The organism is Mucilaginibacter sp. P4_E8 (assembly GCF_056401495.1).
This window is the reverse complement of the sequence record NZ_JBFUJG010000035.1, coordinates 1-12,672: the sequence shown is the minus strand read 5'-3', so window position 1 is coordinate 12,672 and position 12,672 is coordinate 1. Positions and strand designations below refer to the sequence as shown.

The 12,672-nt window shown below is 42.7% G+C and carries 12 protein-coding genes; 7 read left to right on the top strand and 5 right to left on the bottom strand.

Annotation, left to right across the window (positions count from 1 at the left end; genetic code table 11):
* Positions 1-14 precede the first annotated feature (14 nt).
* Together AC1DRQ_RS14785 and AC1DRQ_RS14780 are read right to left on the bottom strand one after the other, a co-directional pair.
* Complete coding sequence (locus AC1DRQ_RS14785; RefSeq protein WP_477425473.1) at positions 15-686, bottom strand: HmuY family protein; 672 nt, start codon at positions 684-686, stop codon at positions 15-17.
* A gap of 4 nt (positions 687-690) precedes the next feature.
* Positions 691-3,048 carry a TonB-dependent receptor gene (locus AC1DRQ_RS14780; RefSeq protein ID WP_477425472.1) on the bottom strand — a complete coding sequence of 786 codons (2,358 nt, stop codon included), beginning with the start codon at positions 3,046-3,048 and terminating at the stop codon, positions 691-693.
* 362 nt (positions 3,049-3,410) lie between these two features.
* Here AC1DRQ_RS14780 and AC1DRQ_RS14775 point away from each other — a divergent pair, with 362 nt between their 5' ends.
* From AC1DRQ_RS14775 to AC1DRQ_RS14755, 5 genes are all read left to right on the top strand, one after another.
* Positions 3,411-3,929, top strand: a complete 519-nt coding sequence (locus tag AC1DRQ_RS14775; protein ID WP_477425471.1) for an HmuY family protein — start codon at positions 3,411-3,413, stop codon at positions 3,927-3,929.
* A 66-nt stretch (positions 3,930-3,995) separates the two neighbouring features.
* On the top strand, positions 3,996-4,871 hold the full coding sequence (locus AC1DRQ_RS14770; protein WP_477425470.1) for a heme/hemin ABC transporter substrate-binding protein: 876 nt from the start codon (positions 3,996-3,998) through the stop codon (positions 4,869-4,871).
* On the top strand, positions 4,868-5,908 hold the full coding sequence (locus AC1DRQ_RS14765; protein WP_477425469.1) for a FecCD family ABC transporter permease: 1,041 nt from the start codon (positions 4,868-4,870) through the stop codon (positions 5,906-5,908). Before AC1DRQ_RS14770 ends, AC1DRQ_RS14765 begins: the two co-directional genes overlap by 4 nt.
* A gap of 1 nt (position 5,909) precedes the next feature.
* Positions 5,910-6,728: a heme ABC transporter ATP-binding protein gene (locus AC1DRQ_RS14760; RefSeq protein WP_477425468.1), complete on the top strand. Its 819-nt coding sequence runs from the start codon at positions 5,910-5,912 to the stop codon at positions 6,726-6,728.
* Between the two features lie 2 nt (positions 6,729-6,730).
* Positions 6,731-7,765: a hemin-degrading factor gene (locus tag AC1DRQ_RS14755; protein ID WP_477425467.1), complete on the top strand. Its 1,035-nt coding sequence runs from the start codon at positions 6,731-6,733 to the stop codon at positions 7,763-7,765.
* Here the strand turns inward: AC1DRQ_RS14755 and AC1DRQ_RS14750 are convergent.
* The 3 genes from AC1DRQ_RS14750 to AC1DRQ_RS14740 form a co-directional block, all read right to left on the bottom strand.
* Positions 7,742-8,053 (bottom strand): hypothetical protein, encoded by a 312-nt coding sequence (locus tag AC1DRQ_RS14750; protein ID WP_477425466.1) that lies wholly within the window; start codon positions 8,051-8,053, stop codon positions 7,742-7,744. The genes AC1DRQ_RS14755 and AC1DRQ_RS14750 overlap by 24 nt on opposite strands.
* A 106-nt stretch (positions 8,054-8,159) precedes the next feature.
* Positions 8,160-9,170: a class I fructose-bisphosphate aldolase gene (locus AC1DRQ_RS14745; RefSeq protein ID WP_429400509.1), complete on the bottom strand. Its 1,011-nt coding sequence runs from the start codon at positions 9,168-9,170 to the stop codon at positions 8,160-8,162.
* A gap of 117 nt (positions 9,171-9,287) precedes the next feature.
* Positions 9,288-9,998, bottom strand: coding sequence for a helix-turn-helix domain-containing protein (locus AC1DRQ_RS14740; protein WP_477425465.1), 711 nt, complete (start codon positions 9,996-9,998; stop codon positions 9,288-9,290).
* A gap of 279 nt (positions 9,999-10,277) precedes the next feature.
* On the opposite strand from AC1DRQ_RS14740, the gene AC1DRQ_RS14735 reads away from it, so the two are divergent.
* Together AC1DRQ_RS14735 and AC1DRQ_RS14730 are read left to right on the top strand one after the other, a co-directional pair.
* The gene (locus AC1DRQ_RS14735) at positions 10,278-11,018 is read left to right on the top strand and encodes a tetratricopeptide repeat protein (protein WP_477425464.1); all 741 of its coding nucleotides are present in this window, start codon (positions 10,278-10,280) and stop codon (positions 11,016-11,018) included.
* A gap of 419 nt (positions 11,019-11,437) precedes the next feature.
* Positions 11,438-12,672: glycoside hydrolase family 95 protein (locus AC1DRQ_RS14730; RefSeq protein ID WP_477425463.1), on the top strand; the 1,235-nt coding region annotated here is incomplete at its 3' end.

The window sequence follows — 12,672 nt, the reverse complement described above, 5'->3', positions numbered from 1 at the left end:
ATTTGAATTGTTGATTAATTTTTGGTTGATAGGTTCCTGCTGCCATCCTGTTGTACATAATATCGGAAGGTAAAATATGGCGATGGCCAGTTTAGGTCGGTCACTACTGCGGGAGCGCCTTTGTACATACTCAGCAATTCCAGTTTGGCATATTTGCCATCGGCGGTACGTAAAACGAAAGTGCGGTTCTTAACAGGCACCGCGATGTGTGTTTTCAGGTCGTAAAAATACCAGCCGGAGCCGCTGCCAGAATCCCAGCCAACGGCGGTTACCCATTTATTGGTAAATTCGGCATCAGCAGGAGCTTCCTTTACCTGGTCATAGGGCTGGTTAATAATTACCATAGCGCCTTTACCCGGTCCGCCGTAACCATAACTGGCTAAATTGCTACCGCTGTTTACACCCACGTAGGAATTGTATTCCCTTGCAAAAGATATATCCCAGGCAACTGTTTTTTTCTGGCTGGTGTCTACCCTGGCATTTGTATTAAAGCTGAAATAAAAGGTTTTAAAGCCAGTGTTGATAGTGCTGCCTACATCACCCGGCAAATCATTAACCACCGTACTGCTGCCATCTTCTAATTGTGGTTTTACCTGCTCTTTGGTGCAGGAGCTAAGTGCTGTTATTGCCGTTAAGGCAATGAACAGCATTCTATAGCAGGAGTGACAGGTTTGTTTCGAATTCATAGCGTCAGATTTTATTTTTAAAAAAGCGGTAGTTAAGCCCAAGCATGATCGTTCGTCCGCTTTGGGCGGGCATCAGCTGGTCGCGGTAGTTCATGAAATTATCGGCGGTTACCTGTATCGAAAAATGCTTATCCATTAAAGTTTTTTGAAGCGAGGCATTCAACAGGAAAAAGCCTGATACATAAGTGTCGTAAGGATCAAGAAAACCATTTGGCCGGTTGGCTTCCTGGAAACCGTATTTGCCGCGGTAGTTTACCCTGAATGTTGCAGTTATGCCTTTAGGCTCATATTCATAAGTGAATTTAATATTGGCCATGTGACGCGAGCGGTTATTAAGCCCGAAATAATCAGACACTTTAGAACGGCGGGTTTGGCTGGTATTAGGATCGTAAACCTGTGCATAATTCCCGGTTCCGGCTTTAATAGAATCAATTACTCCCCTATCCTTTGCATAAAGCAACTGGTAGCCTGCAGATATATTTAGCCCACGCGCTGCTTTCCAGTTAAGGCCGATATCGGCACCGGTAAGGAGGGCCCTGTCGATATTGAAATAGGAAAATACCTGTTGGCCACCCGTTTTTGACGCTACCTGATCGGTATTGATAAAGTTGCGCACATCGTTATAAAAGCCGTTAACGTCGGCTTTCAGATTAGCATTTAATTGCACCGTAAAACCTGCGCTATAAGCTACAGATCGTTCGGGTTTTAACGTAGTTACCCGGGCAGCATTGGCAAATACGGCCGAGATTTGCCCCGCGTCCTGTAATTTCTGAAGCTCGGCTGCAAATACATCCGTTCCAAGCACGGTATACCCTCCGCCAGCCAGATTGGTAAAGTTGAGGTACAGCTGCCTGAAATCGGGCGTTTTAAAACCTGTTGCAACAGCCGCTTTTAAAGTAAGGGCTTTTACCGGCTGATATTTTAAACCAAAGCTTGGGTTGAGACTGCTGCCATACCGGCTATGATGTTCTCCCCGTATCCCACCGGTGATGCCTAATTCGTCCGAGATCTTCCAGTCGGCCTGCCCGTAAATAAAAGCGGTTGACTGGCTTTTGGCTCCGCTGTACAGGTTATTGTTCATGGTTTCATACTGAATGCCGGTACCACCTGTAAGCACCATAGTACCAAAGTAGGTTTGTGCAGCCTGTAATTCGCCGCGGTGCAGGTACTGCACAAAATTATTTGAGGGGATAACATAGCCGCCGGTCAGGTTGGTTATGTTTTGGTCGGTAGCGTACCGGGTAAGATAATACTGGGTTTTTACCCGCCAGCCGCTGTTAAAGTTGGTGTTTAAAATGGCTGACGCGTTGAGGTCCTTTTCATTTAATACATCGCGGGATGGAGTAGTGTTGTAAGCTGTTTGGTTAACCGAGTTTCGTACGGCGTACCTGCCGGTAATGTTCAATGCATTCATTTTACTAAGGGTATACCGCGCCCTTCCCTGCAGTGTATGGCTGTTATAAGGCGGCGCTGTTTTACCTTCGCTTAAATATGGATTGGCATTAAAGCCATCGGTACGGTAATAATTACCAGACAGGTAGCCAGATCCTTTACCGCCAGCAAAAGGTGTTTCACCTTCCAGCGTTGCATCCAAAGTATTAAAACTACCGTACCGCACACTGGCCAAACCCTGGCTTTGAGCTATATTTTGCCTTGTTACTATATTAACCACACCCGCCAACGCTTCGCTGCCGAACAGGCAGGATGATGCGCCTTTAATGATCTCTATCCGCTCAATATTGGCCACGGTTATCCTCGACAGGTCGAAATTGCCGGAGTTACGGCCGGTCATCGGCTGTCCATCAATCATGATCATGGTATAACCGCTATCAAAACCCTGTAACTGAAGGCCAACGGCCCTTGCGCCAGATCCAATGTCATTTACAATGGCCAGTCCGGTTTGTTCCTTAAGCACTTCATCAAGCCGGCGGCTGCCCATCATCTCTATCTGCTTACGGGTAATAACCGTTGCCGGCATTGGTGTACGGATAAAATCTATCAGGTTATCGTGGCTTTCCTGTTTACCCAGAACGTTTACTTCTTTAAGATTTTGTGCTAATCTTTTCAGGCTAAGATTAATGTTGTTTACAGATGTCTTATTGATGCTGATCCGTTGAAATTTCTTTTCGTAACCTACAGCCGAAATGATAAGCGTGTATTCGCCGGGTTTTAATTTATCAATCACAAACCTGCCTATAGTATCTGTTTGCGTACCCAATAAATTTTCTTTGATAAGAATGCTAACTGCTATCAGTGGTTCGCCCTGCTCGTTATGCACTTGGCCCCTGATGCTATAAAGCGGATCGGCGGCAGCTATTAAACCAAAACAGGACATTAAAAGCATCAGGTAGATTTTAAACATTAAACGATAATTTATTTGCTTATTTTTATTCAGTCTAAATAAACACAACAAAAGTCGTTCATTGATTTCGAAAATCCTTTACGCAATCGGGATTTTCTTTTACTGTTTTAGTATAAACTTTTACCCTTTTTGCAGATAACACCTCAGGATAAATCCCTTAATAACATCGCGGTTAATAACAAACAAAACACAATTAACTATTTATCAATAACATACAGCTATATAACATAACATTTACCAGCCCCTGCGTATTAACTTTTACTTAAATCCCGATTGCGTAAACGGCATTTCCTTATTTTGAATGATTCTAATTAAATGCTTGATTTGCGCATTCATTATCGTACTTAACTCATTTTACACTCATGGCAATCATTCAAAAATTAAGTTATAAACTGCTTTTTATCGTTTTATGCAGCCCGCTTTTTGGCGCATTTGCACAGCAACAAGACCTAAAAAAAATCCAAAACCTTAATGCCGCTGATAATACAACCTACTTTAACCTGGAAAAAGGCATTGTAGTAAATGAAGCGGATACCGCTAAAACCGGATGGGATATTTCTTTTCAGCATACCGGCATCATGGTACAGGCATCTGCCGGGGGACAGATAATTGGCAACACTTCTATTGATAAAATAACAGCCGCGCCAGCCGGAGGCTATAAAAAAGGCAAGCAGGCTATTCCCTGGGGAAGTGGTAACGGTTGGTATACTTATAATATGGAAAATCATACCATTAGCCCTATTGCCGGCAAGGTGATCCTGATTCACACGGCATCGGGTAAATATTTTAAACTGGTTATTGATAGTTATTACAAAGATGGTGCCGATGGCGCGGGAGGTTACTATACTTTCCGGTACGCTGATATCGATCCGGAAAAATAAGGATCAATTACAAATTACCGCTATCACACCTGTTTTATTTAAACAACGATCCCTACATCGTACATCATGAAAACAAACATCAAATACAACTCTCTCACTAAAAAAACCGGGCTTATAAAAGGAATATTCCTGCTGTTGCTTATCGGTTTAAGCATCCAGACTTTTGCAGTAACACCAAAACGCATTATCACCCTTAGCGGGGCGCTAACAGAAACAGCAGATGCCCTGGGTTTCGGTAAAAATATCGTGGCCGTTGATGTAACCAGCATTTACCCGGCGTATGTTGGCAGTTTGCCCAAAGTGAGTAAAAATCGTTCGGTATCTGCCGAAGGGCTGATCTCTTTCAGGCCCGATCTTGTGCTGGCGCCAGAGGGTAGTGTTTCTAAAGAAATAGCTTACCAGTTAAAATCGGCAGGCATTACACTGGTAAATATCAAACAGGAATATTCGGTTAACGGCTCAATTGCTTTTATTAAAGCTGTAGCAGCAGCCTTACAATCAACAGAAAAAGGGGAGGCATTGGCTAAGCAAACGCAGGCAAAAATAGATAAAGCGCTTGCAGCGGTAAAAAAGACAAGCAAAATGCCAAAAGTGCTGTTCATTTATGCCCGCGGCACCGGGGTCATGCTGGTTGCCGGGCAGCATACCAATATCGATGCGATTATAACGCTTGCCGGAGGCAGGAACGCTGCACAGGGCTTTAACGATTTTAAGCCCTACACAACCGAAGCGCTGATTGAAGCCAACCCCGATGTGATACTGATGTTTGATTTTGGCCTTAGTAGCCTGGGCGGCGCGGATGGTGTTCTGAAAATGCCGGGCGTAGCGCAAACCACCGCCGGTAAAAACAAACGTGTTGTTCAAATGGATGGCGAACTGCTCATCAACTTCAGCGTAAGGCTCGACCAGGCAATTACCATGCTGAATAAAAATCTGCAATGAAGAAAGGACTTATTTACATTATATTGGGCTTAGGCGTTTTTTTGGCAGCAGCTTTTTCATTAAGCATGGGCGCCATGAAAATTCCGGTTCAGGATGTACTGCTGATACTGGCAAAAAAAGCAGGTCTATTCCACAACAGGCCGGTAGATGAGCAGTATGATACCGTACTCATGATTGTAAGAATGCCGCGTGTAATTATGGGTCTGCTTATTGGCGCTGCATTGGGAATTTCGGGCGCCGCTATACAAGGCATTTTCCGTAATCCGCTTGCCGAACCCGGACTTATCGGTATTTCATCTGGCGCTTCCCTTTTTGCTGTATTGATCATTGCTTCCGAAGTTTCCCTGATGGCAGGCTTAAGCAATCTTTTAGGTTATTATCTGCTTGCCTTTGGCTCGTTCATAGGGGCCGGTATTGCCGCCTTTGTGGTTTACCAGATTGCCCGGAGTGACGGTAAACCTAATGTAGCAACCATGCTGCTGGCAGGTATTGCTATTAACGCGCTGGCCGGTGCATTAACCGGCCTGGTTACCTATATGGCGAATGATCAGCAATTGCGTAATATAACTTTTTGGCTATTGGGCAGCCTGGGTGGCGCTACCTGGCAAATTGTATTATGCCTTTTACCGTTCATCCTCATTCCGCTTGCATTTTTACCAATGATGGGAAAAACCCTGAACGCGTTTGCTTTAGGCGAAAATCAGGCGCAGCAGCTTGGCCTGCCGGTAGGCAGGGTAAAACGCTGGGTGGTGATACTTGCTACAATGGCCGTGGGTGCTTCTGTTGCAGTATCGGGCATCATCAGCTTTGTTGGCCTGCTTGTTCCGCATATGGTAAGGTTGTTTTTTGGGGTCGATAACCGCCGTGTATTACCGGCTTCGGCACTGCTGGGCGCATTGATCCTGACATTGGCCGACATGATTTCCAGGAAGCTGGTTGCACCTGTTGAATTACCTATAGGGGTTATTACAGCATTATTGGGCACTCCCGTATTCCTGTATATTTTGATAAAAGATAAAAAGAAAATTACCCGATAATATGCTGACCGTTGAAAATGTAACTTACAAAGCCGGAAGCCGCGCCCTGGTGAAAGCTGTATCATTTGCAGTGCATCCGGGCGAGATCATGGTTGTGCTGGGTGCAAACGGGGCTGGAAAATCGTCCCTAATGCGTTTGCTTAGCGGAGAAAAAAAACCATCGGAAGGCTCAATTTATTTATCGGGCAAGCTATTAAAAAGTTATCCTGCAAAAGAGCTGGCGCTTAAACGAGCTATTATGAACCAGCAAAACATCATCAACCTTGATTTTTTGGCACAGGAAATAGTGCAGATGGGACGCTACCCGCATTATCGTAATCAGCCATCGCTGCATGATTGGGATATTATTAACCAGGTAATGGCCGTTACCGGAACAGCCCGCCTGGCTGAACAATCATTTTTAACCCTCTCTGGTGGCGAACAGCAGCGCGTTCACCTGGCAAGGGTACTTGCACAGATCTGGGACAGCCCCGGAGCCTTGCTTTTACTTGACGAGCCAGTATCGGGTATGGATATTCAATACCAACAGCAAACCCTGTCACTGGCAGCTATGCTGGCAAAGAAAGGATTTATAGTTGTTGCTATCCTGCATGATATTAACCTGGCCGCGCAATATGCCGATAACATACTGATGCTTAAAAACGGCAGGAAATGGTATCACGGTACTCCTGCAGAAGTATTGAATACCAAAAGCATATATGATGTGTTTGAAACAGAAGCGGATGTTTTTACCAATCCTCATACACTTAAGCAGCTCATTATGCCTAAAGACATAACTCACCAGACCCTTGAACTCAATTTAAAAACCCTTACATCATAAATATGGAAACGATCAGCCTAAAAGAACAATACCTTGCTTTTAAAGTCCGGAACCCAAAGATGCGTATCCGCGATATTGCCGCCGCGTTGATGGTTAGCGAAGCAGCGTTGCTAATGACCGGGCTTGGCGAGAACACCATTTTACTGGAAAATTCATTTGAATCCATCCTTAAAGAAATCCCATCATTGGGTTACGTTATGGCCCTCACGCGTAACGAATACTGTGTGCATGAGCGTAAGGGCGTTTATCAAAAAGTTTCCTTTACTCCACATGCCGGTTTGGTATTGGGTGAGGATATTGACCTGCGCTTATTCATGAACCAATGGAAACTTGGCTTTGCTGTGGAAGATAACGGCCATAAGAGCCTGCAGTTTTTTGACGGTAACGGTGTAGCCCTGCACAAGATTTACCTTACTGAAAAAAGTGATACCGAAAATTATAATAGCCTGGTTAACAGGTTTCGCAAAGCAGATCAGCAGGCTGTGCCTGTATTACCAGCCAGTGTAATTGTTAAAGCAGAAAAGCCGGACAGTGAAATTGATGTCCCCTCGTTTCAGCATGCATGGAAAACCATGCAGGATACGCATGAGTTTTTTGGTATTTTAAAACGCTTTGGCCTAAGCCGCACGCAGGCCTTAAGGTTTGCCCCAACCGGTTTTGCTAAACAGGTAAATGTTGATGACTTTAAAAAAGTGATGCAAAGCTGTTCTGAGCAGCAGGTACCGGTAATGGTATTTGTAGGCAATCATGGCTGTATCCAGATCCATACCGGAACAGTCAGCAGGTTGGTTGAACTGGGAAAATGGTTTAATGTGCTCGACCCTGAGTTTAACCTGCACCTGCGCGAAGAGGCGATAGCAAACGTATGGCATGTGATTAAACCATCGGCAGATGGCGACATTAATTCCATTGAGCTTTTTGACAAAGATGGCGAAATGATAGTTCAGCTATTTGGCAAGCGTAAACCAGGCTTGCCTGAACTAACTGAATGGCGAAATGTGTTATCACAAAATCTACCCGAAAAACTCTTCGGTTGATGCGACCAGGGAAAGCAGCTCTAATTGGGGTTCTACTTCAAGCCCGCTCGCCCAAAGCTGGGTGTCAAATTTTTTGAATGATTCCAATTCCGTCAACACCTGGTGGCACTCCTCATTTTCAAATTGATCAAAGTGCATAAATGTTTTTCCGTCGGGCAACAACCAGCAGCCGTATTTAATTCCCGGATGATTGAGTTCTTTTAATTCCTTCACGATCCCGGCGATGTTTGCCTGATTGATTGGAGCGAACTCCGGCGTAGTGGTATATTGTACTCTTACTATTTTCATGGCTATCAGCTAAGTTATTGTATGAATAAAGGTAACAGCTAAACAGCGATAATAGAGGGCTCAAATGAGACTTTTTAAGGGGTGTTTTGCGACAAGAAAAACACTTTTATATCCCGGTGTATTTCCCGGCGCGGGCTGTGTTGTTAAGTGCGGCCTGCTTAACGAGCAGCTGTTGTGCGGCAGCTATATTACTATCGTTGCCCCTCCATTGTTCTAATGCAGGTTGTTGTACGGCCCTGGAAAAAGAAAACGTTAAAGCCCAGGGCATCCTGCCGTTAAACCTGACGTGCATGGCATTTAGCCGTTCGGTTGCCAGTTCTGGCGATTGTCCGCCTGATAAAAAAGCGATACCGGGTACAGCCGCTGGTACACATTTCAGAAAACAAGTGATGGTTGCATCTGCCACAGCTGCCACGTCATCCTGTACCGGACAGTTTAAACCAGGCAGGATCATATTAGGTTTTAATATCATACCCTCAAAATGCACGCGTTGCTGATACAACTCATTAAAAACAGTGTGTAAAACTTCGTGTGTTACTTCGGCACATCTTCTTAGTGAATGATCTCCGTCCATTAATACTTCAGGTTCAACAATAGGTACCAACCCGGCTTCCTGGCACAAAACTGCATAGCGCGCCAACAAATAGGCATTAGCCTTGATACAGGCATTGGTGGGGATATGATCACCAATAGTGATCACGGCTCGCCACTTGGCAAAACGCGCCCCCTTTTGATAATAAGCCGCCAAGCGTTCACCCAAGCCATCCAATCCCTCTGTTATTTTCTCCCCCGGAAAACCATCCATAGGTATGGCACCTTCATCAACCTTTATGCCCGGGATAATTCCTTTTTCCTTCAGGATATCAATAAACAATGTCCCATCCTCCTTAGTTTGGTTGATCGTTTCATCAAATAAAATGGCACCACTGATATATTCTTCCAAATGGGGTGCGGTTACTATCAATTCCCGGTATTTTCTGCGATACTCTTCTGTTTCCGGAATATTTAGCGCTTTAAAGCGCTTGTTGCAGGTAGCGATACTTTCATCCATGGCCAGCAAGCCCTTGTCACCTGCCATTAGGCTGTGGGCTATATTTTTAAGTTCCTGGAGATTCATGATAATTTCCTTTAGATTGAAAAAATGAGTAATAGGGGAACACTAATAACTTACACTTGTTTTTAAAATCAACTTATATCAGTTAAACTTTTAACTTAACAGACCCATGCTATCCATTTAGTCTGCATGATCAAATACCGAGGAAATATTTTCAGCAAGCGGGGGTGAATTTTTAAAGAAAGAACAGGGCGTTTCACCGGCAAATTCGGTAAAATCTTTAATAAAGTGGTTTTGGTCATAATAACCGGTTTGGTAACAAATATTTGTCCAGCTTAATTTGGGTTGACCTATTTTTATGTCCAATGCCATGTTAAAACGTCTTATCCTTTCAAATAGCTTCGGGCAAATCCCTACCTGTTCTATAAATTTCCGCTCAAGGGTTTTCAGGCTCATGCAGGTTTGATAAGCAAACTTTTCAATGGAGAAGGCAATCGGTTGCCGAATCAAAAATTCTGAAATTTTTAATATACTGCAACAACCTTTTCTCGTTTTTTGACGCTGTAACCTTTCTATAAGAAATTTTTCAGTTAAACTAAACATCTCCATCGACGTTTTGGCTTCCTGCAATTGTTCGTGCAGACTTATAACATGTTCAGAAAATAAATCAGAAGAGGCTCCCAGACGGTTGGTGATTTCTGCAGGAGAAATATCAAACAACCAATAAAAGCCTGTTGGTTTAAAGTGAATGGTGAGTAGTTTTACATGTCCCTTAAAAACAATAGAACCTTTGCTGGATGTAAGCAAGCCAGAAAAAATGCAATCGGGCCCTGTTGTTTTATTAATGACATACATAGGTGAGTTATGCGTATTATTAATAAAATCGTGCATCTTGCAATTGATCATGAACATCATAATTATTTCATGTTTGGCATGCATTGGTTTTAACAGTTCTTCTTCAAACGAGTCGAATTCCTGGACCGCAAAATAACATACATAATCATTTAAAAGACCGGTAGGTTTAGCAATTATGGTTTGTATCATAATACCATACTTTAATTCGGTAAAAATTGTCTGTTTTTTACTATTTCAGAAAAATGAATGCGTTTAGCTTTACCTGTAATAATCTAAATCTTAATCATTTATATTAAAAATATTAAAATTAAGATCATGAAAAAAGCCCTGTTGTTGATTGTTACCTTTTTGTGCAGCGTTATACAGGTTATTATGGCTCAAACAACCGAAGAAGCACTCAAAAAAGTATTACGCTTAGAAACCGAATCATATTTAAAGGGTGATTCTGCTACCTGGAAGTCCCTGTATGTACAAGATGAAACAACAAGCCGCATTTATGCGGCAAACGGTTTTTATCAAAGCAACATTGGCTGGAATAAAATTGCCCCAATCGTGCTGCAATGGATGAAACAACGGGGCAAACCATCACGTTATACTGACATACAACAAACTAATTTCATCATAAAATACTCCGATAAACTGGCCTGGGTAGGATATGATCAAAATTTGAGTGCACCATCAACTGACACTTTACCCCCATACAGTTCGCGGGAGGTAAGGACGCTGGTAAAAGCTAATGATCAATGGAAAATCAGTTCCATAATTTCCGTTGATACCTTATCATTCTCATCTACCAAACCCGCGGATGTCGAAAACGTGTTTAACGCTGCCGGTTATAATTTTTTAACCGCTAAAAAAATAACTGAGGCCATTGAAGTATTTAAGTTTAATGTTAAAAGGTATCCGGGTGCATGGAATACCTATGACAGCCTCGGTGAGGCTTACGCGGCGTCGGGAAATAAAAAACTGGCTATAGAAAATTATGAAAAATCGATAAAACTTAATCCAAAAAACGACACTGGCATAGCCATACTTACAAAGTTAAAAAAAGAATAAGATCAGCATCTTGAGTTGCTAGTTTCATCCCGGTTAATACGACTAAAGCCTTCAGATTAATTTCTGAGGGCTTTTTAATTTACACCTGTTAGGTATATTTTTTAATTATATCTGGTTCACCTTATATATTTAAAAATATGAACTTTTGTTCAAATTAATTACACACAGTTTAATCATAGAATTATCCATTTAAAATGCTTTAGTCCATCATTATGGTTAAAAAAGCAATATGACTAATCTCTAAAAAGTCGTTTTTGTGCAAAATAAAGTTGCATTTGTGAAATGGAATTAAATAGTATAAAAGTAGTTTAGAGCAATTATAAACCGATTGATTTTATTAATGTATGCACCTGTATTAATATCWATGCTTATACTTAATTAGCCTGATTAACCATACTATTATAAACCTTTAACCAGTTATGATCAAATACTTCTACACCTTACTTTTTTTTATTCTACCGCATTCAGTCCTCAGGGCTCAAACCACTTCCTTAAAAACCTGGTATACAAAGCCAGCCGTGCAATGGGAAGAAACCTTGCCATTGGGTAACGGAAGGTTGGGGATGATGCCTGACGGTGGCATTTCGCACGAAAACATTGTGTTGAATGATATCACCTTATGGTCTGGCGCGCCACAGGATGCCAACAATTATGAAGCTTATAAAAAGCTCCCCGAAATAAGGAAACTACTTTTGGAAGGTAAAAATGCCGACGCCCAGGCCATCATTGATAAGGACTTTATATGCACGGGCCAGGGTTCGGGAGGTGTAAATTATGGATGCTATCAAACATTAGGCAATCTTGACCTTAAATTTGATTATAACGGTGTTACAGACAAAGATGTAAAATATGAAGATTACTATCGCGAACTATCGCTTAATAACGCCGTGGCCATAAGCCGCTATCGTGTAAATGGCATAAACTATAAACGGGAATACTTTACCAGTTTTGGTAATGATGTTGATGTGATTAGACTTACTGCCGATAAGCCGGGGCAGTTGAACTGTAAGATTGCTATGAACCGGCCAGAACGATCTGCCACCACTGTGCAGGGAAACGAACTGCAAATGTACGGGCAACTGGATAATGGTATTGATGGCAAGGGCATGAAATACATTGCCCGTGTTAAAACGCTGCTAAAGGGCGGCAGACTTACAACAGAAGCTCACTCCCTGATCGTAAAAAACGCGTCAGAAGTTATCATTTATCTTTCGGCGGCTACTGATCTTAAAAACCCTTTATACAAAGAGAAAAGCGGACAGATCCTTGATGCTGCGATGAAGGTTTCCTATGCTGTTGAAAAGCAGCACCATATTACCAATTATCAAAAACTATTTAACCGGGTAAGCGTAAATTTAGGAACCGATAACGGTAATACTGTTGCAACTGACATAAGGTTAAAAAACTTTCATGATAACCAAAAAGCCGACAACGGCTTACCCGTACTGTTTTACCAGTTTGGCAGATACCTGAGCATTTGCAGTACCCGGGTTGGCTTACTGCCACCCAATTTACAAGGCTTGTGGGCCAATCAACTTGTTACCCCATGGACGGGCGATTATCATTTGGATATTAATGTACAGATGAACCACTGGCCGGTAGAAGTTTCCAATCTTTCGGAATTGAACCTGCCGCTTACCGAACTGGTAAAAGG

What these genes read in the sequence shown, in the direction of transcription:
- AC1DRQ_RS14745 (WP_429400509.1), bottom strand. Translation starts at nt 9,170, where the DNA reads ATGAATCTCCAGGAACTTAAAAATATAGCCCACAGCCTAATGGCAGGT.
- AC1DRQ_RS14775 (WP_477425471.1), top strand. Translation starts at nt 3,411, where the DNA reads ATGGCAATCATTCAAAAATTAAGTTATAAACTGCTTTTTATCGTTTTA.
- AC1DRQ_RS14770 (WP_477425470.1), top strand. Translation starts at nt 3,996, where the DNA reads ATGAAAACAAACATCAAATACAACTCTCTCACTAAAAAAACCGGGCTT.
- AC1DRQ_RS14765 (WP_477425469.1), top strand. Translation starts at nt 4,868, where the DNA reads ATGAAGAAAGGACTTATTTACATTATATTGGGCTTAGGCGTTTTTTTG.
- AC1DRQ_RS14755 (WP_477425467.1), top strand. Translation starts at nt 6,731, where the DNA reads ATGGAAACGATCAGCCTAAAAGAACAATACCTTGCTTTTAAAGTCCGG.
- AC1DRQ_RS14750 (WP_477425466.1), bottom strand. Translation starts at nt 8,053, where the DNA reads ATGAAAATAGTAAGAGTACAATATACCACTACGCCGGAGTTCGCTCCA.
- AC1DRQ_RS14785 (WP_477425473.1), bottom strand. Translation starts at nt 686, where the DNA reads ATGAATTCGAAACAAACCTGTCACTCCTGCTATAGAATGCTGTTCATT.
- AC1DRQ_RS14735 (WP_477425464.1), top strand. Translation starts at nt 10,278, where the DNA reads ATGAAAAAAGCCCTGTTGTTGATTGTTACCTTTTTGTGCAGCGTTATA.
- AC1DRQ_RS14740 (WP_477425465.1), bottom strand. Translation starts at nt 9,998, where the DNA reads ATGCACGATTTTATTAATAATACGCATAACTCACCTATGTATGTCATT.
- AC1DRQ_RS14780 (WP_477425472.1), bottom strand. Translation starts at nt 3,048, where the DNA reads ATGTTTAAAATCTACCTGATGCTTTTAATGTCCTGTTTTGGTTTAATA.
- AC1DRQ_RS14760 (WP_477425468.1), top strand. Translation starts at nt 5,910, where the DNA reads ATGCTGACCGTTGAAAATGTAACTTACAAAGCCGGAAGCCGCGCCCTG.